Origin of the sequence: Acinetobacter sp. FDAARGOS_515, from assembly GCF_003938865.1 — a bacterium.
GTDB classification, from domain to species: domain Bacteria; phylum Pseudomonadota; class Gammaproteobacteria; order Pseudomonadales; family Moraxellaceae; genus Acinetobacter; species Acinetobacter ursingii.
On record NZ_RKIX01000003.1, the window covers coordinates 764,602 to 788,629 of the forward strand.

Consider the following 24,028-nt stretch of genomic DNA (forward strand, 5'->3'; position numbering starts at 1 on the left):
TTCAACGATTGGAACTCATCTACTTAACTGACTTTGTACCAAGTTTGATTACGACCCAATGCTGAAATTCCCATATAGCCACGTAAATCTAGTCGGGTTCCATTATTGGTTAATTTGCCTTTCAGCGAATAACTTTTTCCTGTTTGAGGGTCAATAATGGTTCCGCCCTCATATTCATTTCCACCCGTGTTTTTTAGGTTACGAATCACTGTCACTCCGACAAGAGGCTTATTTTTAAACGTTCCGGTACATTTTGTACACTTTTCAGCCTGATCTACAACCAAAACCTTCTGTACCGTTGCTGTTAAATACCCCGATTTATCTTCCCTAAATTTGACAATACTTCTGGCTTCATGTGTCTGGTCATCAATGGTTTTCCATGAGGTACCATTGAGTGGATCTTGTGCATATACAGCAGATGAAAGTAAAACTATCGAACTTATAAATAATATATTTTTCACAACTTAGGCTCTCACACATCAAATAATAACCAGTATAGTATTTTTGAATTCTACGATGTGTATTCAAATTTTATAATGATTGGTGATGAAATGTTCCGTAAGGCTCATTTAGAAAATTTAAATTTTTTGCTTTTTAATAACATTTTTTGCTTTTTAATAACTGTGCTGACTAACGCTTACAGATCTATGATCTTTGGAACTAAGCTACAAGTTAAAAATCAGTTCATGTTACACTGCCTCAAACTTTTTAATATTTGACTTTATCCAGAACAAGATGAGCCAACAACATCCCTACACACCGGGCGAGTTTCAATGGTCTTTTTTGCTACCAAAATATTGGGGCATTTGGATTGCGATTGTTTTTTTAATGCTGCTTGCGATTTTGCCGTGGGCCATTCAATGGCGTTTGGCGCAAGCTATGGGTCATTTAGCTTGGAAATATTTAAAGTCACGACGCAAAACCACGATTCGTAATCTCGAAGTCTGTTTTCCTGAATGGTCTCAACAAGAAGTTGAATGCCAAGGTCGACAGGTTTTTGTCGATATGATGCTCGGCGTGTTTGAAACGCTCAACGCATGGTATTCACCGCAATGGTTTAAAGGCCGCTCTAGTGTTGAAGGTCTTGAACATATCACCCATGCGCAAGCTCAAGGTCAGGGTGTGTTATTACTTGGAACGCATAGCACCTTGCTGGATGCTGGCGGCTATATTTGCTCGCAATATTTTGAGCCTGATGTGGTCTATCGACCACAAAACAACCCCCTACTGGATATGTTGATTTATCGTTGTCGCGCCACGATTTATAAACATCAGATTGATCATGATGATATGCGTGGTCTGATTCGCAAACTCAAAGATACCGATGCTATCTGGTATAGTCCCGATCAGGATTTCGGCCTTAAACAAGGCGTTATGGCACCTTTTTTTGGCGTACCCGCCGCAACCGTCACTGCACATCGTCGCTTATTAAAAATTTCCAAAGCTGCCGCCGTGCCTTTGTATTTTTATCGTCATGGCGACATTCGTGATCCCAAATATCATGTTTTAATTGAAGCAGCCGTTGAAAATATGCCAAGTGATAATGAAATTGATGATGCCACCCGTGTCAATAAAATCATTGAAAATCAGCTTCGTATTGCACCGACTCAATATATGTGGTTTCATCGCCGCTTTAAAACTCGTCCAGATGGATACGAGAAAATTTACTAATATCTAAAAATGAAAAAAGTTGAGACCTGAGCATGAAAGTGATGCAGTTGCTTCCCGAACTGAACAGTGGTGGCGTTGAACGTGGCACGCTGGAAATCGCACGTGCTTTGGTGAGCCAAGGGCATCAATCCCTTGTCGTGTCCAATGGTGGACGTTTGGTTCCTCAACTTGAAGCCGATGGTTCTACACATCTGCAACTGCCGATTCATAAGAAATCTTTGTCTAGTCTTTGGCAGATTCGCCCATTACGTCAACTAATCAGGACACATCAACCTGATATTGTGCATGTCCGTTCACGTGTACCTGCATGGTTAACACATTTTGCCTTACGTGGTATTCCTGCTCAGCAACGTCCACATCTGATCAGTACCGTACACGGTTTTTATTCAGTGAATCGTTATAGTGCGATTATGACGCAAGCTGAAAAAGTCATTGCAGTTTCAGATAGTGTGGTCAAATACATTAGCGATCATTATAAAAACTGTCCTCCTGAGGATATTGTTCGGATTTATCGTGGTATTGATCCCAAAGCATTTCCGCATGGCTATCAACCATCTGGGCAATGGATTAATCATCAATACACCCTATTTCCACAACTGGAAAATAAGTTTTTGCTGTGTTTGCCAGGTCGCATCACTCGTCTTAAAGGACATGAAACATTGATAGAATTGATGGAGCGGCTACAGACAGAGCATCCCAATATTCATGCGATTGTCGTGGGCGGTGCAGATCCCAAAAAAGCAGCCTATCTGGATGAACTCGAAGCGACCATTCAAAATCGTGGATTGCGTGATCAGATCACCTTTGTCGGACATACTTCAGAAATTCGGGAATGGCTGGCATTAAGTGATATTGTGCTCTCTTTATCCAATCAGGCTGAAACTTTTGGACGAACTGCACTGGAAGCACTATCCGTTGGAACACCTGTCATTGGCTGGAATCGCGGCGGTGTGGCTGAAATCTTATCTCGGCTTTATCCGCAAGGTCTGATTAAGGTCGATGATCGCGAAGCACTACTTGATTGCGTGAAGCATCATATTGATCATCGCCAACAGGTTGAACCCGTCACTCAATTTAGTCTGGATGAGATGTGTAATCAAACCATCCAACTGTATCAATACATGTTGAATCAAACTACAGGCAAATAAAAAGGAAGCATTCGCGCTTCCTTCTTTGGTGTATCAGCCGACAGATGCTTAACTGGCTTCTGGCTGATTTAAACTGGCTTCATACGCTTTGGCTTTATCTACATCGTAGACTTTTTCCCACTTACTAATCACCAGTACCGCCAGCGCATTACCTACGACATTCAGAGCAGTACGTGCCATATCTAAAATACGGTCAACGCCCGCAATAAATGCCAAACCTTCAAGTGGAATGCCGACACTGCCTAGCGTTGCCAATAACACGACAAAAGAAACACCGGGTACCCCTGCAATCCCTTTAGAGGTAATCATTAGGGTAATCACTAAAATCACCTGTTGATACAAAGACAGATCAATCCCATAGAGCTGTGCAATAAAGATGGCAGCAATACTCTGATACAGCGTTGAACCATCCAGATTAAATGAATAACCAGTCGGAATCACGAAACTGGTAATCGCTTTCGGAGCACCATAAGCTTCCATCTTTTGCATAATACGCGGCAAAACGGTTTCTGAACTGGCAGTGGAATACGCCAAAATCAATTCATCTTTGAGAATTCTCATCAACGTTAAGATATTAATACCGCATAATTTTGCAGTAATACCTAACACGACAAAAGCAAAAAAGAAAATAGTGGCATATACCAAAACAACCAACTTAGCCAAAGGAATCAGAGATGTAAAACCGAAATTCGCTACCGTGACAGCAATGAGACCAAACACCCCGATTGGTGCATATTTCATAATCATATGCGTCACACGGAACATGGTTTCAGAGACCGCATGGAATACATGCAACAAAGGCTCTTTGGTGGTGGTTGGTAATGATGACAAACCAATACCGAACAATACTGCAAAGAAAATTACAGGCAGCATTTCACCATGTGCCATAGAACTAATAATATTCGTTGGAATTAACGATAAAATCGTCTGGATAATGCCATGAGAATGCGATTCAACTTCTTGCGTAGTATGTTGATATTGAGAAATATCTGTTTTCACCAACGCTGACATATCCACACCAGCACCTGGCTGGAAGATATTGGCGGCAACTAAACCGACAATAATTGCAATCGTGGTAATGATTTCAAAATACAAAATTGTTTTAAAGCCAAGTCTTCCCAGACTTTTTGTGGAACCAACACCTGCAATACCCAAAATGAGCGTAGAAAAAACGATTGGAATCACAATCATTTTAATCAAGCTAATAAAAATCTGACCCAAAGGTTTCAACACATTATTAACCGCGGCGTCTTTTATTTCAGGTTGGTTGTGCAAAATAGCCCCGACAACCACACCAAGGATCAAAGCAATTAAAATTTGCCATGCAAGGCTAATTTTAAAGTTCTTCATAAGACAATCCTTTATGCTCAAAAAGCACGATATAAGAACAGGAGAGTAGATGCGCTCTATAACAAACAATACGTTCGTAAAATTCCTTTTCGATCCGAGATGAGGTCTAGCCCTTGACCCATCAGCTCAAGATTTGGGTTTCTACGGACAACGAGCGATAAATAAGCGGCACATTCTAGAGAGATTTTATTATTTAACAATACTAAACCAGCAGAAAATCAGCCAACTCTATTTTAATAAAAAATATATTTATAACTTTTATATAGTTAACAAGAATTAACCGTTTAAAAATAGATCAAAAATCAAATAAAAAATCAAAAAATAGGCTTATTTTGTAGTTTTATTAATCAAAACTTGTTTATTTAAAAACCAATACTGCGATAACAAAAGAAATGAATGAACAAAGAACAGGCAAATACCCTCGTAAATGATCTAAATTTTTTCTATTTCAAAAGTTTAAATTTTGCGATAAGCCATAATACCAAAGGCCAAAATATCGTATTAAGAATATCGTGCAAACTTGCATCAAACCGCCAATATCCATAGTTAATCAAATCGTCTCTGGCATCAAGCAATTCTGCACCCATTGCAATAAACATTACGGCAACCAATGCCCAAACTGATTTCAATTGACGCTTATCTAAAAAAGCGACACAAAGAAATACCAGCAAACCAGCATAGATATGTAAAGCATCACGTGCCAAGTGAGTAAAATGAACAATATAAATTTTAAATTCTTGAAATTTTGAATCGTACATAGACAAATAAGTATATTTTAAGCCTTAAAAAATCATAACCCGAGTTCTGCATCCTGCAAAACTCGGGCAAATGAGGTTGTGCTTTCAGTCTTTTTTGTTATTGTAAGAGTTGCTTCCCTAGCGTCATCAAATCCTTGATGCTCATCCTTCAGCTTAGTCTTCCATAGTTGGGATATTCCATTCCCTATTCCTGTGCTGATGGATATAGAATACCTTCTGGGAACTTGACTGCCTATTCGCTCAAGACCGCATTTAGTGTAAGTAATTGCTTACACCGATATTGTGGTGGCAGCTTAACTTTTATAGGCCTGTGCGATGTCAGCCGTCACGATTTTTTCCTCTTTCTCTGCTTTACTAATCCCTTCCTGAATCGCTTCCTGAGCGGCCTCATGATCATCTTGCGTTTCTGGCAATTCTTCTTGGATTTGCTCAAAAATCCGTCCCGTTTGTAACACGACATACACAGGAAAGTGATCTGAGCCAATATTCGGTAATCGATTCATTTTAACTAAAGCAAAATCGGTACTATGGAAAATATGATCCAGAGACCAGCGCAACAAAGGATAATTAGCATGAAAAGTATTAATAAAGTGACGCCCAACTCGTGGATCAAGCAAACCACTAATGCGCTGAAACAGACGTGTGGTTCGTGACCAAGCCACATCATTAAGATCGCCCATTACAATACAGCTTTCATCCAGATCCTTGATTTGATCGCCCACCATTAGCAACTCAGCATCGCGCAAAGTTGAATCTTTCGCTTCTGTTGGACTTGGTGGTTTGGGATGCAGACAATAAAGTTGCACGGCCAAACCACTGGGTAAAATCACCGTGGTATGAATCGATGGAATTTCATCACTCAAGATAAACTTCACTTCGGTATCTTTGAGCGGTAATCGGCTGTACAAGTGCATACCGTATAAATTATCTAGTGGCACAGGAACCCGATACGGATAATCTGCTTCAATTACACTCAGTTCGTTTTGCCATGTTTGATCAGTCTCTAAAGTCAGAACCAGATCTGGTTTTAACTTTTGAATCTGCTCAATCAATAAATGATATTGATCATTCGGTGTTAAGACATTGGACACTAACAACGAGATTTGCTGATCTGGATTGAACTGTTCGGCTTTCACTTGTTTGACCTGTTTCTTCCAGATAAAGGTATAAGGCAATACCATTTTTAGCTGATACGCGATTGCTGCGATTAAACCGATAACGATCAATTCTCGAGGCAGATTCCACGGCGCGTCGCAAAACAATACAAACAATAAAGTCACTACACCGATAGCTAAAATTTGCAGTCTGGGGAAATCTGCTCCTCGAATCCACCATTCGTCGCGTGGAATAAGTGACCAGAATGTCAGCCAAATCACCACTACAGCACACACTTCAATAAATAGTAACAATGCCTGATCCACCCTAGATTTTATTGATTTTTCATTCTTCAAGATTCCTGTGTAGCATATTCATAAATTTACTCACAATAAAGAGCATGTTTTCATTGGATAATACTTGCAGTTATGGTCGCTTTTGATACACTCAAGCCCCTTTTACATTTTTTAACGCACCGAGGCAAAGTGACATGAAAGTAGGTCTGGTCGGTTGGCGCGGGATGGTTGGTTCCGTCCTTATGCAACGTATGGTTGAAGAAAATGATTTTGCTTATTTTGAGCCATTTTACTTTTCTACCAGTAATGCAGGTGGTGAAGCCCCTTCATTTGGTGGTAAAACTGCCCCAGCACTTATGGATGCTTCAGACATTAAGAGTCTGAAACAAATGGATGTCATTATTACCTGTCAGGGTGGTGACTATACTTCTGAAGTTTTTCCAAAACTCAAAGCTGAAGGCTGGAATGGCTATTGGATTGATGCCGCATCGACATTACGTATGGCAGATGATGCCATCATCGTACTTGACCCAGTGAATGCGCAAGTTATCAAAGATGGTTTAGCCAAAGGCACTAAAACATTTGTCGGTGGTAACTGTACGGTTTCTCTTATGCTAATGGGCTTAGGTTCACTCTTCCAAAACAATTTGGTGGAATGGATGAGTGCGATGACTTATCAGGCAGCATCGGGTGCAGGTGCACAAAACATGCGCGAATTACTCACGGGTATGGGCTATTTATATAACAATACCAAAGAGTTACTAGACGATCCTAAATCAGCCATTCTAGATATTGATAGTCGTGTTGCAGATTTACAACGCGGTGAAGGCTTTCCTAAAGCAAACTTCGGTGTACCGCTTGCAGGTTCTTTAATTCCGTATATCGACAAACAGCTTGAAAATGGTCAGTCCAAAGAAGAATGGAAAGGTCAGGCGGAAACCAACAAAATTTTAGGTAATTCGCAAATTGTTCCTATTGATGGTCACTGTGTGCGTATTGGTGCAATGCGTTGTCATTCACAGGCTCTCACGATTAAGCTTCGAAAAGACGTTCCTCTGGACGAAATCGAAGATATGATTCGTCAGTCCAATGAATGGGCAAAAGTCGTGCCGAATACACGTGAAGCCTCCATGACTGATTTGACCCCAGTTGCTGTAACAGGAACACTTTCAGTTCCAGTGGGTCGTTTACGCAAGCTTAATATGGGTAAAGAATATTTAGGCGCATTTACTGTCGGTGACCAACTTCTTTGGGGCGCCGCTGAACCTTTACGCCGTATGTTACGTATCCTGATTGAATATAAAAATGCTTAAATACACGATTTAAGCCCATGAGCCGATCAATTGATCGGCTTTTTTATGTACTTCTTCTGTAAAAGTTTTACATTCGGTTAACATCTCGGTATTGTATAACGTGACCGCTTTACTCCTGCTTCATGGAACAAGATGACTGTCTATAACAAATTAAAAATTGCGATTCTAACTATTTTGGCGACGCAGACCTTACATGCGATCACGCTTGAACCTTTACAAGTTATGTCTGCTCCTGGGGATTTGCTTTATGCTGAAATGAATTTCAGTCAGGCCGATATATCGTCCAATTTACAGGTCAGTCTTGCAACGCCAGAAGATTTGATGGGTTTAGGAATTTCTAATCAACCATCTGCACAACTGAACTTTTTTGCGCGTCGTAACGGACAAGGCACGGGTGTGATTGTGATTACGTCTTCGCGGCCATTTACCCAACCCGAACTGGATATCGTACTTAAAATTCAGGAAGGTCATGGTACTCGATTACAGCACATCAAACAGTCGATTAATCGAAAAGCTGTACCTGCACTTCAAACAGCCAATGAAAAACCACTTACACCCAAATTTATTGTGAGTGAAAAAGATATTGCGTTGAATTTACCTGAAAGTACGCAGTACAACGTTGCCAGTACTTCGCAAAGCGTCAATACGATACAAAACACGTCAAACTCAACAACAGAGCCTAGTTTAAATCGCTCACAAGTCTTGGCTATCAACACGACTCCTCCACCCACCCTACAAACAAATACGACAACTACAGCAGCCACGGAGACAAACATACAGCAGTCTACAGACCGTGCAACACCGCCCTCTCATTCCAATATGAAAGAAACAGTCAAACATTCTGATGAGTTAGCAGCAATCGCTCCTTCTAATCATGCACAAACTGTAGTCTCTTCTGCTGAAGTCGCTAAACAAAGCCCTGAAAAAACTGCGAAAGAACAGGTAAAATCTGCCTCTCCAGCGAAAGCACCTGAGCCTAATATAGAAAAAATAAAGACCAAAAAACAGACCGCTAAAGCAAAGGAAAAAACAGCATCTGAAACTCGTACATCTGGTGAAAATCAACATGTTGTACAACGTAATGAATCGTTATGGAGTATTGCAAATCGAATTGCGGCTCAAACCAATCAACCTATTGCACAGGTCATGCAACAAATCAAAGCACAAAATAGTCACGCGTTTATTCAGGGTGATGTCAACCGTTTAAGACAGGGGGTTGCACTTAACTTATCTGCGGCAGTCGATCAGAGCCCACAAAAAACCGCTACCGTCAAAACTGCGCCGAGTTCGACTCAAGCATCAGGACGAGCAAAATATCGCCTCAATCAGGCTGAAATGAACTTAGTTGCAGACAATGAACAAGATTCTACACAAGGAAGCGCGAAACACAGCACAAAACAGGATAAAAGCACTGCCGAGTTGTCATTAAAAGTTATGACAGCACGAGAAAAAACCGTTAAATTACAGCAAAGCGTCACTGAAATGGAACTGGCTCTGAAACAAAAGGATCAAAGAATCCAGCTTTTAAATGCGCGTCTGGCACAATTACAGCAACAGCTAAAAGAGCGAGAAAATGCAAAAAAGTCAGTTCGTTAAAGTCAAATGCATAGATATTTAAATGAGTCAAAGAAAATGGCTCATGCTTGAAGGGGTATAAGCATGTTGTATGTGATTCCGTTTATTATTTTATTGGTCATTGCAGTTGTTTTAAAAAAGCGGGAAGCCAGCAAAGAAGAACAAGAACCTAAAAACAAGACCAATGCAAATAAAAAGGGAAAAAAAGTTGCAGGAAAATCGGTAACACGACCTCGTAGTGAGTCTCGCGAAGTTACGCCTACGATTATTGCTGAACAAAAAAAGACCACACCCGTTTCTCAGGAATTACATCAAAAGATTATCTCACTGATCCAATCTGGAAATTATTCTACTGCAGAAGCACAAATTAATCAGGCTTTAAACCGCGATAATTCACAGCACGGATTATATCTACACCTGTTAGATATCCATCTTTTACAAAAAGATGAATTTGCTGTTGATCAATTAATTACTCACCTGCGCGCACTCGATTTAAATGATATCGTGATGCAAGCAGAAGCTAAAAAACGTGAGTTTGATCAACAAAAGCAACCTGATGCAATCGAGTTTTCTGCAACCAGTTTAGATTTTCCTTCAACTGCACCACCACAAGCAGAAGCAACAGCGCCCCCTGTCATCAGTGATGCCGATTTTGATGCTTTGGTTCAGCCAGTGCAGCAAAACAATGCAATTACCATTGATCATATTGAAAGCAAAAAACAAGATTCTGCTGAAATAGAAGCACTGGAATTTAATTTTTCTTTTGATCAAACAGCAAAACCTAGCGAACAAATACCGACACCTCCTGAAGCACCATCTGAGCATTTAACTGAGTTTTCATTAACCTTAGAACCTAGAGAAGTTTCAAATCATCATATTGAAACAGCGCAAAATATTAGTGTTGATTTTGCACAAGAATCTAGTACAAATGCAAAATTAGCAGAGCCAAGCAATCTCGATTTTTCCAATTTAGATTTTGCTCCTCAACCTGCATTAAGTCCTGAAAACACCACTCAAGAAGCCCCTCCAGAGCAGCTAGCAGATACATTACCTGAATTTAAGTTTGATCAGTTAGAACTTGAACCAACAGCAACACCGTTAGAACCAAGTGCAGAACCTGTATTATCCTTTGATCAAGTAGCGGAGCCCGTTCCCCAGCCTCCGTCTCAGGTTTCTACTGCATCTTCTGCCTTTGATTTAAATGATCCATTGGTTCAATCTTTTCCAGAACTTGCTCAGGTTAATGAAACTCAATTAGATCTTGATCTTGCAACGCAATATGTTGAATTGGGTGCCTATGATTCAGCACGGATTTTATTAACTAAAAATGAGACAGTTTTTAGTGCTGAGCAGCGAGAACTTTCAAAAAACTTACTCAATCGCATAGCATCTTAAAAAAGATCGTTCTACCATAAGCAGTCTGTTCAGACTGCTTTTTTTATTATGAAGAAAATTGCATTAATCTATATGGGTGGAACCTTTGGCTGTGTTGGAGAACCTCTGGCACCCATGCCTTATATCCAGTTTATGCCCCAACTACAACGCATCATTCCTATAGAGCTGCATGTCGATTGTTTTTCTGCACCTGTCATCAAAGATAGTAGCGCCTGTACTGCGCCAGACTGGCTTATGTTGGTTCAACAAATACAACAGTTACAATTACAGGGCTATGCTCATTTTGTGGTCATTCATGGCACAGATACCTTAAGTTATGCTGCCGCCACATTGGCACGTTTCTTAGGGCAATCCTGTCATTTGGTCATTACAGGGAGTCAGTACCCCCTGCTCAACAAAGCTGGAACAGATACCCGCGAATTTACTGATGCACTGGATAATTTATATTACGCGCTTGATCAAGTCGTTAAGTTACCCGCAGGAAGTTATTTGGCATTTCATCATCAGGTTTTCCATGCACAAACCGCGTTAAAAATACAAACCACTGAACTAGATGCTTTTACTGGGATATTGGCAGAAAAAGACTGTAGCACAGCAACATCCTCTTATTTGGTCAATGATGAAACAATATTACGTAGCCAGAATTTATCGCTTTTAAATATAATGGCACAGCCGATTGGCTTACACGCTTTTAAGCAACAATTACAAAACCTTGTTTCATATCCACCGCATTTTTTAATTCTGCAAGGTTTTGGAACAGGCAATTTGGCTGTTGATGAAGAACTCATTTTACTTTTGCAACAGCTTCGACAACAAGGCTGTCTGAGCATTTTAACCACTCAAGTCTGTTTTGGTCAGATAGATCAACGTTATGCAGTCAGTGAATGGGTAGATACTGCTAACATATTGATCAATAATACCCATAGCCATGCCGATTTATATGCCAAAGCATTGCAACTTTATTTACAATTTGACTCCCCAGAGCTGCGTGAGCAACACTGGACACTGTCTTAATCTTTGAGGTCTAAATATGCAGCGCTTTGCAATCGGTATTGAATTTTGCGGTATTCGTTATCGGGGCTGGCAAACGCAACAAGCGGGCGTTCCAAGTGTGCAGGAAGCTTTGGAGCGTGTATTAAGTACCATCGCAGATGAACCGATTATTTTGCATGGTGCAGGTCGTACCGATGCGGGTGTGCATGCCACCAATATGGTGGCGCATTTTGATACCCATGCCATACGCCCTGAACGTGGCTGGATGATGGGTGCCAATAGCCAATTGCCTAAAGATATTTCGATCCAATGGATCAAGGAAATGTCCCCTGATTTTCATGCGCGCTTTAAAGCCATTGCACGTCGTTATCGTTATGTGGTGTATAACACAAACTATCGTCCAGCCTTACTTTATAAACAAGTCACGCATATTTATCAGCCGCTAGATGTGGAAAAAATGAAGCTAGCCGCAGCCAAATTTGAAGGCACACATAATTTTGAAAGCTTTCGGGCAGCGGCATGTCAATCCAACCAACCCGTGCGTCATGTCAGTCATTGCCAACTCATTGAACATGGTCGTTATTTGGTACTCGATATTCAAGCTGATGGCTTTTTACATCATATGGTACGTAATATCATGGGATGTCTACTTGAAATTGGTCAAGGACTATACGGCGTAGATCATATTGATACCATGTTTGCAGCGCAGGATCGTAAAGCCGCAGGCGTCACAGCCCCAGCACATGGCTTATATTTTATTCAGGCTTATTATCCAGAACAATTTGAGCTTCCTCAACCTCCACTTGGACCACATTGGCTGAACCTGCCTGATGCATTTGCCTAATTTTTGTATTAACGCAAGAATCGGGTCGTCACATGCCCCCCAAATTTTCAAAATGAGTCTTTCAATATCATTGAGACTCATGATGAAACGCCTAGAAAATAAAATCGTTATTATTACAGGTTCAAGTTCAGGTATCGGTTGGGAAAGTGCTTTACTGTTTGCGCAGCAAGGTGCAATCGTGATCAATGTGGCTCGACGTGCCGAGCGTCTTCAAGAGCTTGAGCAACGCATTAAAGCAGAAGGCAATCATTGTTTCTCTGTGGTTGGTGATCTTTGTGATCCATCGACCATGCAACGTGCTTTAGACTTAGCTTTACAACGTTTTGGTCGCATTGATATTGCCTTTAACAATGCGGGTATATTAGGTGCATTAAAACCTACGCATCAAATCAGTCAAACTGAATGGGAAAACACTTTAAACACCAATCTTTCTGCAAATTTCTATGCTGCACAAATGCAATTAAACGCCATGCTTCAACAAAAAAACGGTTGTATTTTATTTACCTCGACGTTTGTTGGGCATCGTATAGGTTTTCCAAACATGGCAGCTTATGCTGCCAGTAAAGCAGGGCTAATTGGCTTAACTCAGGTGATTGCCGCAGAGTATGGCGCCTTCGGTATTCGTTGTAACTGTATCATTCCGGGAGGTACAGACACAGAAATGGGACGTGCTGCTGTGGATAACGAACAAGCTTATCAACACATTCAGAGCTTGCACGCTTTAAAACGAATGGCACAGCCTCAAGAAATTGCACAAGCTGCTTTATTTGCGGTGAGTGATGAATCTAGTTTTATGACAGGCTCAACCCTTTACGTTGACGGCGGTATTTCCGTAGTGCGGGGTTGACTCAAAAAAAGCATCCATTGAGGATGCTTTGTCTTAAGAAGAACGCTGCTTACGCTTTCTATATTCTACTGGCGTTTCATTGGTCCAGCGTTTAAATGCTCGATAAAAAGTACTTGGTTCAGAAAAACCCGTTAGATAAACAATACGTTCAACACTTTCATTGGTATTAGCCAGTAGTTTCTTGGCTAAACGACAGCGATAGTCCGACAAGATTTGTTGAAAACTAGTATTGGCTTCACTCAACTGCGTTCTTAAACGGCGCGGGGTAATGTGTAATTGTGCTGCCACGGTTTCGAGTGTTGTTTCGCCACTTTCCAGTGTCGAGCCAATCGCACGGCGGACTTCACCGACTAAATCATAGCGTGCCAGTTCCTGAAGCTTTTCAATCGCAAGTTGTTCATGTAACTGCAATAGCTCTGGTTCCGCTTGCCACAATGGATAATCTAGAATATCGGCATCAAAATATAAACGTGTTTCTTTTTGACCTAGACTGACTGGGCAGCCATACACACGTATATATTCGTCTTCTGCTGCGCCTTGATTAAAGTCAAAATCAATAAAAATAGGCTTAAACGCACCTTCGGTAATAAATTTAAAAAATCGTAAGATGCCTGATAAAGCACATTCTGAAAAATGTCGATTGACGATATTGTCAGAGAATGACTGTTCGCCATTGGTCAAGTAACATCCATTTTCATCGACCACTAAGCGCGCTTGTAAAGCATCACTAATTAAACGTTGATAGGCTAATGCTCGTTTGAGTCCTTCACCAAATGTTGCACTACTAATAAATAAATGCTCAATCACCTGACCACGATATAAAGGTAAATGCTCACCCAAATGCAAACCAATATCGGGGTCTTTACTCACTTCTTCTGCCGCAATCCAAAAGGCATATTGCGCATTTAAAGGAGTACGGGTATTGGTATCCACCTGATTTAAGGCAACACCCGCTTTTGTTAAAATTTCTTCGGTTGGCAATCCCGCACGACGAATCGCCTGATAGCCAAATCGTAATACAACCGACGCATCTGTTAGCTGACCCACGTGACATCCTTCCTTGTATGTTCTTCATTTATACTTAAAAACGTAATTTAGATTACCGCTGATTGACCAAACTGACAACTCAATTCAGGTCATTTTTACACATTTTTTTTAATGAATTTGACCCATTTGCCACTTTGACAAGCACCATAAATTGGGGCATTGGTCTTGTTTTTTGATAAAAAATTGACTACAATTTGCGCCTTTCCAATTTGATCATCAGGTAGGCTATGGCCAATAAAGAGGAACTCATCGAGTTCGAAGGCGTTGTCACCGAAACGCTTCCTAATACGATGTTCCGTGTACGTTTAGAAAACGGTCACGAAGTAATTGCACACATTTCTGGTAAAATGCGTAAACACTATATTCGTATTTTAACGGGCGACAATGTTAAAGTTGAAATGACCCCTTACGATTTGACCAAAGGTCGTATTACTTATCGTGCGCGCTAATTCCGTTTAGTGAATGCAAAGAAGCCACTGTTTATCTGTGGCTTTTTTTATATACATGAACTCACATAACTCAAATTAATATTGAGTTTTTAAAAAAATTAGATGAATTTTCAACTTATAACCTGTTTTTTTTATATAATTACGAACCCATACACTAAGGCTTTTAAAGCCTATCCTTAAAAGAAAATGGAATATTTAAAATGAAAAAATCTTGGATGGCACTTTCAACACTTTGCATTTGTTTTAGCTTATTTTCTGCCTGCACCACAACAGGGTGGAAATCTAAAGATCTTAATGCATATTTGCAACAATTTGTTGGGCAATCAACTCAACAAGTGCAACAAACCATTAACTTAAAATCCATGGGATATCAAACAACACAAAAGCCTATTCTCACATCAGATCAGCTCACATATACCGTGATACGTTCTTTAAACATCCCCACTCCAGCGGCTAGAAGTTTTGACGGGATGACCATTCAAACAGGTGCAAGCGGAGCAAATAGTTATAATTTAAATATAAAATGCGATATTGTATTTTTACTCAAAAATAACGTTGTTCAATCTTATCAATATCAGGGTCGAGCTTGTTAAAAATATATGATTATGTGGATTTAATAAAAATGCAGCCGAAGCTGCATTTTTATTGTTACCAATCTTGATGATTCAAAATTAAGCCAGTGCTTGAACCACAGCATCACCCATTTCTGAAGTACCAACCTTCGTCATGCCTTCAGACATAATATCGCCCGTACGCAAGCCCTGATCCAATACGTTACCTACAGCATCTTCAATCGCTTTTGCTGCTGCTTCTTCACGGAAGGTATAACGCAACATCATGGCAACCGATAAAATCGTGGCCAGTGGGTTTGCAATATTTTGTCCAGCGATATCTGGCGCAGAACCATGACAAGGTTCGTACATGCCTTTGCCATTTTCATCTAGCGACGCAGATGGCAACATACCAATGGAACCTGTCAACATCGCTGCTTCATCAGACAGAATATCACCAAACAAGTTACCTGTGACGATCACATCAAATTGCTTTGGCGCACGCACCAATTGCATAGCTGCGTTATCCACGTACATATGCGAAAGCTGAATGTCTGAATAATGAGCCTGTTGCAAATCAGTTACAGTTTGCTTCCACAGCTCAGTCACTTCTAACACATTGGCTTTATCGACTGAACAAACCTTACCACCACGTAACCCTGCCATCTCAAAAGCAACTTTGGCAATACGTTTAATTTCAGATTCGCTATAAACATCGGTGTTGTAGCCTTGTTTTTCGCCATTCTCCAGTTCACGAATACCGCGTGGCTGACCAAAGTAAATACCACCTGTCAGTTCACGAACAATCAGAATATCCAGACCAGCAACAATCTCTGGTTTTAAGCTTGAAGCATCTGCCAATTGCGGATAAAGAATAGCGGGTCTTAAATTTGCAAATAAGTTTAATTCACTACGAATTTTTAATAAGCCACGTTCTGGACGGATCGAGCGCTCAATCGTATCCCACTTAGGCCCACCGACTGCACCAAGTAAAATTGCATCGGCTTTTTTGGCTTGTTGCGAAGTGACCGCAGGATATGGTTCACCATGTGCATCAATCGCAGAACCACCTAACAGTCCATGTTCCCAACTCAAACCTAAATTAAATTTTTGATTAACTGAAGTTAATACTTTTTCAGCGGCAGCCATAATTTCTGGGCCAATACCGTCACCCGCTAAAATTAAAATTTGTTTCGACATTTCTTCTTTCCATTTTTTCACTGTATCAGCCAATTTGCTGATGGGTCATTAAACCTTTTGCTCTACAAACTCACCCAAACCTGTCACAGCGTTAAAAGGACGACAAAAACGGCGAATGGTACGCTGACCCTCTTCCATTGCGACACATAACGGCTCTGGTGCAGACACATTGAGTAAGCTTCCGCCTGTATGTTTGGAGCGATCACGGTACATTTTAAAGGTGTAGTGCTGATTCGATTTAAACTGATGAATCACATGAAAAGTTTCAGCACGATCAGGTGAAATAGGATAGAAACGAATCACTAATTCATATTGATCTGCGGGCACAGACAAATACATGACATTATGTGAGCTAAAAACAGAACCCTGTAAGCGGACAATTCCCTGCTCAAGACTTTCCGAACTTACCCGATGACTATTTGCATCCATAATGGGCGTTGTATTTAGACGCTCAAACTCACAATGTTTGACACCAGCACAATAGATAGAAGCATTGGCCCGAGTATTTCCTATCCCCGCTTGTTTAATACGTAATGTATCAACAACTGTGTTTGTGCTTTGACATGCACTCAGTGCAACTGAGCATATTCCAAGCATCACACTATGGAGAAATGTCCTCTTCATTGTCAGAGCCCAACCTTATTCAGAGTAAAGTTTTTCAACATCTTTTAGCCTGCATGGTAACAAGAGTTGAGCTTCTATGCTATTGCTATCTTTAAAAAGTACCGCTCTCCTATTTACTGCTGTAATTCCTGAAATACCCAAGGACGTGACTGTTTGGCCTGCGCTTCAAATGCACGAATTGCGTCGGCATTTTGTAGGGTCAAGCCAATATCATCCAAACCATTCAACAAACAATGCTTGCGGAACGAATCAATTTCAAATGTAAATGCCTGACCCGATGGTGTACGTACTTCCTGCGCCGCTAAATCAACAGTCAGTTGATATCCTTCGTTTGCAGCGCATTCTTTAAACAACTGATCTACAATGTCTTCTGGCAAAATTACAGGCAACATCCCATTCTTAAACGAGTTATTAAAGAAAATATCCGCATAACTTGGTGCAATCACGGTACGAAAACCATATTCATTTAATGCCCACGGTGCATGTTCACGGCTTGAACCACAGCCAAAATTGGTCCGTGCCAATAAAATAGTTGAACCTTGATAGCGTGGCTTATTTAAAACAAAATCAGGATTTTTAGGACGTTTGCTAATATCCTGTCCCAAATAACCTTCGTCTAAATAGCGTAGCTCATCAAATAAGTTATCGCCAAAACCTGTACGTTTGATCGATTTTAAAAACTGTTTTGGAATAATTAAATCGGTATCGACATTGGCACGATCCAAAGGTGCAACAATACCCTGTTCAACTGTATATTTTTTCATGGTTTGCTCCCTTAGAATGAACGAACATCAACAAAATGACCCGCAATTGCGGCTGCTGCGGCCATCGCTGGACTGACTAAATGCGTTCGTCCACCATTGCCCTGACGCCCTTCAAAGTTACGGTTTGACGTTGAAGCACAATGCTCGCCCGGTTGTAACTTGTCTGCATTCATGGCCAAACACATTGAACAACCTGGTTCACGCCATTCAAAACCTGCTTCCAAGAAAATTTGGTCTAAACCTTCTTGCTCTGCCTGTTGTTTGACCAAACCAGAACCCGGCACGATCATCGCCTGTTTAATGCTTGAAGCCACCTTACGACCTTTCACCACTTCTGCGGCTGCACGAATATCTTCAATTCGTGAGTTGGTACATGAACCAATAAATACGCGATCTAACTGGATATCTTCCAATGCCTGACCCGCAGTTAAACCCATATATTGATAAGCACGTGTCCAGTCATTGCGTTGTACGTCATCTTTGGCTTGTTCCAATGTCGGAACAGCTTTCGATACTGGAATGACCATCTCAGGTGAAGTGCCCCAAGATACTTGTGGCTCAATCTCTTCACCCTGCAAAACAACCACTGTATCAAAATGTGCATCGTCATCAGAATGTAAAGTATTCCAATAGGCGACTGCTTGATCCCATTGCTCATCTTTTGGTGCATACGGACGATTTTTCACATATTCAATGGTCTTATCATCGACTGCCACCATGCCCACGCGCGCACCCGCTTCGATTGCCATATTACAGACCGTCATACGACCTTCGATCGACATATCACGGAAAACTTGTCCACCAAATTCAATCGCGTGACCCGTACCGCCCGCAGTCCCGATTTTTCCAATAATTGCCAAGACCACATCTTTCGAGGTGACACCTTTGCCTAAAGTGCCATCAACACGTACCAACATGTTTTTCATTTTCTTTTGAACAAGGCACTGGGTCGCCAAGACATGTTCAACTTCTGATGTTCCAATCCCATGTGCCAAGCAACCAAATGCACCATGTGTAGCAGTATGTGAATCACCACATACCACGGTCATTCCTGGCAAAGTTAAACCTTGTTCAGGCCCCACCACATGCGCAATCCCTTGACGAATATCATTGATACCAAATTCAACGATATCGAAAGTTTTGCAGTTATCATCAAGGGTTTGTACCTGAATGCGTGAAGTATCATCTTCAATCCCTGCAATTCCCTGTGCACGTTCTTTTTTTGAAGTTGGAACGTTATGATCAGGCGTTGCGATATTGGCACTTAAACGCCAAGGCTTACGATCTGCAAGTTGTAAACCTTCAAAAGCTTGCGGACTGGTCACTTCGTGTAATAAATGACGATCGATATAAATGAGGCTTGAACCATCGTCTCGTTGTGAGACCAAATGGTCATCCCATAATTTGTCATATAAAGTTTTTGCGCCTTGGGTATTGCCTGCCATGTCGTCGCTCTCCACCGTGCTTGCCATTGGACTGGGTAATGCTAATCTTATCTTGATTATAGCGAATGTTTTACATAAAACTAATTTATCATTTTTATAAATTAATAAACTTTTTGGAATGAAATTTTTACTTTTTATTTCTACAAAAAAAATTGCTAAGTGCATATAACGCTCTGGTTATTTGTACTTAGCAATATGTTTTTGATGATCTGGGGACTTTTAGCTTTTATCTGCGATTTTTTTCAAATTATCATGAATTTTGAAAATAACAATGAGTAATTCACTATATACCCGAACTATCACCAAGCCAAAAATAATGACAAAAATAGCCATAAGAAAACGCATGCCGAAATTTGTATAGGCATAACGACCTATTCCAAATAGCATACTCATAGAAGTCAACGAAACACCCACTAGACCTAACCAATATATGATCGTAATAATTTTCGGGGTGATCATCGTATCGAGTTTAAGAAAATCTTTCATAAGTATACTCTGTGCAGATTAAGATAATTTCTGTTGTATTCGTTTTTGTTGTTCAAGCAATTGCTTTTGAAGTGTGGCCATTTCCTCTTGAGTTTGTTTAACTTCAACAGGATTAGGTGGAGTAGCTGTTGTTTGTTCAACCATTTTTAAAGATAAATTGTTCATTTGAATCAACTTGTCTCTCAAGCTACTGACTTCAACACTTTTTAATTGAGCTTGTGCCAATTCATTATTAAAGCTATCAATAAAAGGCAACATGGATGTTAAAGTTTGTTTAACTTTATCGGCTTGACCACTTTGCATAGCTTTCATCATTTCATTTTGAAATTCAGATGCTTTTGCTACATTTTTTGTTGAAATTTGATCGATCAATTGTGTATCAGTCTTGATATCTGCCAGATTATTCGTACTAAATTTGTTTGCAGCAACCTGCTGACTCTGCGGTTGTTGTTCGCCTTCTGATTGATTGGCTTGTTTACTACATGCACTCAATGACACAGCAGTACAGCACATAAGTACAGTGATCAGTTTATTCATTAGGTTCCCCTCAAAATAATAATTTTAAGAGATCGCTTTTTTTATTAATTATCTAAAAACTGTTTTATTACTATCTTTTAAAGCAATAGAGAAAATAATCACTGAAGCAAAACTTGCCCTAAAACTCACCAAATAGATCGCTTTGTGTCAGAAAGGTGGAGGTGAAAATCATTTGCTGTTGTTAGCTGACTAAAGTTAAGATGATGTCAATCAAAGAACTTAATACTGCCCCATGAATCTCGCCGCCTTTGAAGCCTTTGTAAAAGTGATGGAAACAGGTTCAATTTCGCTGGCTGCCGAACAGTTGTTTATTACCCAACCTGCTGTCACCAAACGAATCCATAGTCTAGAAGAGTATTTTGGAGTCAAATTATTTGAGTCCGCAGGTCGTGGCGTACAACCCACTCATGCAGCGCACTCCTTGTTACCACGAGTCAAAAACTGGCTGAATGAACTTGGAGACATTCATTACACACTCAGCCACGAACATGATCAGGTGCAAGGTCGCTTAAAAATAGGGACGAGCCATCATATTGGCTTGCATCATCTGCCCTATTATTTAAAACAATATGTACAAGAGTTTCCAAATGTAAAACTGGATGTGCATTTTGTAGATTCTGAACAAGCACATGAACAAGTCTTGGCAGGTGATCTGGAACTCGCTTTTTTAACACTTCCACCCCAAGGTGATGAACGTTTAAGCTATATGAATGTCTGGACAGATCCACTCGTCTTTGTAGCAGCCCCATTTCATGCATTGGCACAGCAAAAAAATCTAACCCTTGAAGATTTACTAAATTATCCAAGTCTGTTGCCCTCTGCACAAACCTATACCAGTCAAATCACTTTAGCTGAGTTTGAAAAACATGGCCTCAAACCCAAAATCACCATGAGTAATAATCCACTTGAATCCATTCGAATGCTGGTTTCGATTGGTTTAGGTTGGTCTGTTTTACCTAAAACGCTGGTGAATCAGGACTTGCAGCAACTCGATCTAAATATGGAACTACACCGACAATTAGGTATGGTCTGGCATCCATCACGTAGTCAATCCAAAGCAGCTCAAGCGCTTATTCATTTAGTACAATGTCATTTACACAATGAATCTTTTACACAATAAATCTTTGAGACCTATGTAACCCAGATTTACCGCTGTTTACTGAACTATAAAAAACTTAAAGACAAATAGGAGTAAGTTTATGCTTAAGCCATGCCTTATTCCTATTCAAGAATAACAAATCAATATGATTGAAATATCGAAGTACTGAAATATCAAAGCATGGTGAAGCTAAATAAAAATCGAATGATAGCCTGCCAAGATGGAGCCTCAGCATGTTGACCGAAACTTCAAAATTAGCCAGCGAACAAACTACTGATGATCCAACCCCATCTACTTGTGCAATCAAAACATCTAAAGTTTTAAGTCAAAATACGTCTGCAAACAGTAGTCATCCGAAATTGCTACGGACACCCAATTTACGTGATCATGACAGTGCCAGCATGCGCGTGATTTTACGAGATTATTTCTTAAATACTTTTGATAGTTATGAATGCCTATTTGAATGTCTGGCGAGTGATGGGGCATTTTATAAAAAACCAATTTCTTTACGCCATCCCCTAATTTTTTATTACGGGCATACTGCGACTTTTTTTGTGAATAAACTGTTATTGACCCGCATGATTGAACAGCGTGTTGATCAGAAAATGGAATCGATGTTTGCGGTCGGCGTCGATGAAATGAGTTGGGATGATCTGGACGATACCCATTATGAATGGCCAACACCGCAACAAGTCAAAGCCTATCGCGATAAAGTCCGTCACCTCATATTAGATTTAATTGAACATGCACCACTGACCATGCCTATAAACTGGAATCATCCGTGGTGGGCGATCATCATGGGGATTGAACATGAACGGATTCACCTGGAAACCTCTTCGGTTTTAATTCGCCAACATGATCTAAGTTTTGTAAAGTCGCATCCAAACTGGCAAGCCAATACACAAAGTCGTCATCCACCCGAAAATATGCTGCTTAAAGTGTCTGCGGGAAAAGTCTTACTCAATAAAGAAAAAGAAGATACGTACTATGGTTGGGACAATGAATACGGGCTGCATGAAGCAGAGATTGAGGAATTTGAAGCCTCAAAATATCTGGTCAGTAATCAGGAATATTTAATTTTTGTTGAAGCACATGGCTATCAAACCCCAGAATACTGGCTTGAAGAAGGTCGATCTTGGCTGGAGTTTAGCCAAGCGAGTCATCCTACTTTTTGGATCAAGAAAAAACAGGGTTGGTTTCTGCGTCTGATGACCGAAGAGGTGCCCATGCGCTGGGATTGGCCTGTCGAAGTCAACTACCATGAAGCTAAAGCATTTTGTCTCTGGAAAAAAACAACGAGTAGCTTAAATGTTCGTTTACCGACAGAGGATGAATGGTATCGTTTGTATGATATTGCAGGTTTAAACGAACTCAATGACCATCCTGCCGACTCCAATTTACATCTGGACTATGCTGCCTCCTCCTGTCCAGTTAATAAATTTCAACATGGCGATTTTTTTGATGTGCGAGGTAATGTCTGGCAATGGACAGAAACCCCGATTTATCCATTTGAAGGTTTTGATGTTCATCCGATTTATGACGATTTTACTACGCCCACTTTCGATGGGCGGCACAACTTAATTAAAGGCGGTTCGTGGATTTCTTGTGGGAATGAAAGTTTGTCTTCTTCCCGATACGCATTTCGCCGTCATTTTTTCCAACATGCAGGATTTCGTTACGTGGTTTCCGAACAAAATGCCATACATCCAGACTCTCACTATGAAACTGATCAATTGCTTTCGCAATATGCCGAATTTCATTATGGCGACGAATATTTTGGGGTCAAAAACTTTTCCAAAGCACTGGTTGATTTAGCCATTCAAACTTTGGGAGATCGGCCCAAAATACAAGCACTCGATATCGGCTGTGCGCTCGGTCGCGCGAGTTTTGAATTAGCTCAACATTTTGAATATGTAACGGGCATCGATTTTTCAGCCCGTTTTATCCAACATGGTGTACAACTTGCCAAAGGAGAAACTTTGCGTTACACCCTGACCACTGAAGGTGAATTAGTCGACTATAAGTCCTGTGCCTTACGTGATTTAGGTCTTGAATCTATTCAAGATCGGGTTGAGTTTTATCAAGGAGATGCCTGTAATCTCAAACCTCATTTTACCGCTTATGACTTTATCTTTGCGTCCAACCTCATAGATCGTTTATATAGTCCAAGTAAATTTTTAAAGCAAATTCATGAACGTTTAAACATTGGCGGTGTGCTGATGCTTGCCTCACCTTACACATGGCTAGAAGAGCATACCCCACGCGAAGAATGGATTGGCGGGTTTAAAAAAAACGGCGAAAATTTCACCACACTGGACGGCTTACATGCGCTATTAGATCAACATTTCCGTTTGATTGCACCATCGCAAAAAGTTCCCTTTGTGATTCGAGAAACTGCACATAAGTTCCAACACACTTTATCGGACGTGACATTTTGGGAACGTATCAAGGAATAGGAAATAAAATGCTCACCCCATAAGGGTCATCGTGACAGGCGACATGGATGTCGCCACGCTGGATTGCGGTTGCAGGGATGCACCG

At 40.6% G+C, this 24,028-nt stretch carries 23 protein-coding genes; 12 read left to right on the forward strand and 11 right to left on the reverse strand.

Annotated elements, in window-relative coordinates; translation table 11 throughout:
• Window positions 1-23 precede the first annotated feature (23 nt).
• Window positions 24-461 (reverse strand): DUF2147 domain-containing protein, encoded by a 438-nt coding sequence (locus EGS47_RS05135; protein ID WP_004991387.1) that lies wholly within the window; start codon window positions 459-461, stop codon window positions 24-26.
• 274 nt (window positions 462-735) lie between these two features.
• On the opposite strand from EGS47_RS05135, the gene EGS47_RS05140 reads away from it, so the two are divergent.
• Both EGS47_RS05140 and EGS47_RS05145 read left to right on the forward strand, forming a co-directional pair.
• The gene (locus EGS47_RS05140; protein ID WP_125269259.1) at window positions 736-1,671 is read left to right on the forward strand and encodes a lauroyl acyltransferase; all 936 of its coding nucleotides are present in this window, start codon (window positions 736-738) and stop codon (window positions 1,669-1,671) included.
• A 32-nt stretch (window positions 1,672-1,703) separates the two neighbouring features.
• Window positions 1,704-2,819: a glycosyltransferase family 4 protein gene (locus EGS47_RS05145; protein ID WP_125269260.1), complete on the forward strand. Its 1,116-nt coding sequence runs from the start codon at window positions 1,704-1,706 to the stop codon at window positions 2,817-2,819.
• A 48-nt stretch (window positions 2,820-2,867) separates the two neighbouring features.
• Here the strand turns inward: EGS47_RS05145 and gltP are convergent, their stop codons facing one another.
• The 3 genes from gltP to EGS47_RS05160 form a co-directional block, all read right to left on the reverse strand.
• Window positions 2,868-4,169 carry a glutamate/aspartate:proton symporter GltP gene (gltP, locus tag EGS47_RS05150; RefSeq protein WP_044433912.1) on the reverse strand — a complete coding sequence of 434 codons (1,302 nt, stop codon included), beginning with the start codon at window positions 4,167-4,169 and terminating at the stop codon, window positions 2,868-2,870.
• A gap of 443 nt (window positions 4,170-4,612) precedes the next feature.
• Complete coding sequence (locus tag EGS47_RS05155; RefSeq protein ID WP_125269261.1) at window positions 4,613-4,927, reverse strand: hypothetical protein; 315 nt, start codon at window positions 4,925-4,927, stop codon at window positions 4,613-4,615.
• Between the two features lie 293 nt (window positions 4,928-5,220).
• Window positions 5,221-6,336, reverse strand: coding sequence for an endonuclease/exonuclease/phosphatase family protein (locus EGS47_RS05160; RefSeq protein WP_125269262.1), 1,116 nt, complete (start codon window positions 6,334-6,336; stop codon window positions 5,221-5,223).
• Between the two features lie 176 nt (window positions 6,337-6,512).
• Here EGS47_RS05160 and asd point away from each other — a divergent pair, with 176 nt between their 5' ends.
• The 6 genes from asd to EGS47_RS05190 all read left to right on the forward strand — a co-directional run bounded on the left by asd (window position 6,513) and on the right by EGS47_RS05190 (window position 13,285).
• Window positions 6,513-7,631 (forward strand): aspartate-semialdehyde dehydrogenase, encoded by a 1,119-nt coding sequence (gene asd / locus EGS47_RS05165; RefSeq protein WP_005001341.1) that lies wholly within the window; start codon window positions 6,513-6,515, stop codon window positions 7,629-7,631.
• 132 nt (window positions 7,632-7,763) lie between these two features.
• The gene (locus EGS47_RS05170; RefSeq protein WP_005001334.1) at window positions 7,764-9,227 is read left to right on the forward strand and encodes a FimV family protein; all 1,464 of its coding nucleotides are present in this window, start codon (window positions 7,764-7,766) and stop codon (window positions 9,225-9,227) included.
• A gap of 63 nt (window positions 9,228-9,290) precedes the next feature.
• On the forward strand, window positions 9,291-10,601 hold the full coding sequence (locus EGS47_RS05175; RefSeq protein ID WP_005001333.1) for a hypothetical protein: 1,311 nt from the start codon (window positions 9,291-9,293) through the stop codon (window positions 10,599-10,601).
• A gap of 48 nt (window positions 10,602-10,649) precedes the next feature.
• Window positions 10,650-11,615: an asparaginase domain-containing protein gene (locus EGS47_RS05180; RefSeq protein ID WP_005001332.1), complete on the forward strand. Its 966-nt coding sequence runs from the start codon at window positions 10,650-10,652 to the stop codon at window positions 11,613-11,615.
• Window positions 11,616-11,631: 16 nt separating this feature from the next.
• Entirely contained in the window at window positions 11,632-12,438 is an 807-nt protein-coding gene (gene truA, locus EGS47_RS05185; RefSeq protein WP_005001331.1) for a tRNA pseudouridine(38-40) synthase TruA, read from the forward strand.
• Window positions 12,439-12,517: 79 nt separating this feature from the next.
• The gene (locus EGS47_RS05190; RefSeq protein WP_228274799.1) at window positions 12,518-13,285 is read left to right on the forward strand and encodes an SDR family oxidoreductase; all 768 of its coding nucleotides are present in this window, start codon (window positions 12,518-12,520) and stop codon (window positions 13,283-13,285) included.
• Window positions 13,286-13,318: 33 nt separating this feature from the next.
• Here the strand turns inward: EGS47_RS05190 and EGS47_RS05195 are convergent, their stop codons facing one another.
• Window positions 13,319-14,332, reverse strand: coding sequence for an AraC family transcriptional regulator (locus tag EGS47_RS05195; RefSeq protein ID WP_004991427.1), 1,014 nt, complete (start codon window positions 14,330-14,332; stop codon window positions 13,319-13,321).
• Between the two features lie 227 nt (window positions 14,333-14,559).
• Here EGS47_RS05195 and infA point away from each other — a divergent pair, with 227 nt between their 5' ends.
• Together infA and EGS47_RS05205 are read left to right on the forward strand one after the other, a co-directional pair.
• On the forward strand, window positions 14,560-14,781 hold the full coding sequence (gene infA / locus EGS47_RS05200) for a translation initiation factor IF-1 (protein ID WP_004718087.1): 222 nt from the start codon (window positions 14,560-14,562) through the stop codon (window positions 14,779-14,781).
• 200 nt (window positions 14,782-14,981) lie between these two features.
• A complete protein-coding gene (locus EGS47_RS05205; RefSeq protein ID WP_004991430.1) occupies window positions 14,982-15,374 on the forward strand; it encodes a hypothetical protein in 393 nt (130 codons plus the stop codon).
• Between the two features lie 78 nt (window positions 15,375-15,452).
• Here EGS47_RS05205 and leuB read toward each other — a convergent pair whose 3' ends face one another.
• The 6 genes from leuB to EGS47_RS05235 form a co-directional block, all read right to left on the reverse strand.
• A complete protein-coding gene (gene leuB, locus EGS47_RS05210; RefSeq protein ID WP_004991433.1) occupies window positions 15,453-16,532 on the reverse strand; it encodes a 3-isopropylmalate dehydrogenase in 1,080 nt (359 codons plus the stop codon).
• A gap of 48 nt (window positions 16,533-16,580) precedes the next feature.
• The gene (locus EGS47_RS05215) at window positions 16,581-17,156 is read right to left on the reverse strand and encodes a hypothetical protein (RefSeq protein ID WP_004991435.1); all 576 of its coding nucleotides are present in this window, start codon (window positions 17,154-17,156) and stop codon (window positions 16,581-16,583) included.
• A 113-nt stretch (window positions 17,157-17,269) separates the two neighbouring features.
• Window positions 17,270-17,920, reverse strand: a complete 651-nt coding sequence (gene leuD / locus EGS47_RS05220) for a 3-isopropylmalate dehydratase small subunit (protein WP_125269263.1) — start codon at window positions 17,918-17,920, stop codon at window positions 17,270-17,272.
• 11 nt (window positions 17,921-17,931) lie between these two features.
• Complete coding sequence (gene leuC, locus EGS47_RS05225; protein ID WP_035271605.1) at window positions 17,932-19,365, reverse strand: 3-isopropylmalate dehydratase large subunit; 1,434 nt, start codon at window positions 19,363-19,365, stop codon at window positions 17,932-17,934.
• Window positions 19,366-19,584: 219 nt separating this feature from the next.
• A complete protein-coding gene (locus EGS47_RS05230; RefSeq protein WP_004991440.1) occupies window positions 19,585-19,851 on the reverse strand; it encodes a DUF4282 domain-containing protein in 267 nt (88 codons plus the stop codon).
• A gap of 18 nt (window positions 19,852-19,869) precedes the next feature.
• The gene (locus EGS47_RS05235) at window positions 19,870-20,388 is read right to left on the reverse strand and encodes a hypothetical protein (RefSeq protein WP_004991442.1); all 519 of its coding nucleotides are present in this window, start codon (window positions 20,386-20,388) and stop codon (window positions 19,870-19,872) included.
• Between the two features lie 232 nt (window positions 20,389-20,620).
• Here EGS47_RS05235 and EGS47_RS05240 point away from each other — a divergent pair, with 232 nt between their 5' ends.
• A complete protein-coding gene (locus tag EGS47_RS05240) occupies window positions 20,621-21,508 on the forward strand; it encodes a LysR family transcriptional regulator (protein WP_005001319.1) in 888 nt (295 codons plus the stop codon).
• Window positions 21,509-21,720: 212 nt separating this feature from the next.
• Window positions 21,721-23,943 carry a 5-histidylcysteine sulfoxide synthase gene (ovoA, locus tag EGS47_RS05245; protein WP_125269264.1) on the forward strand — a complete coding sequence of 741 codons (2,223 nt, stop codon included), beginning with the start codon at window positions 21,721-21,723 and terminating at the stop codon, window positions 23,941-23,943.
• Window positions 23,944-24,028: the final 85 nt, after the last annotated feature.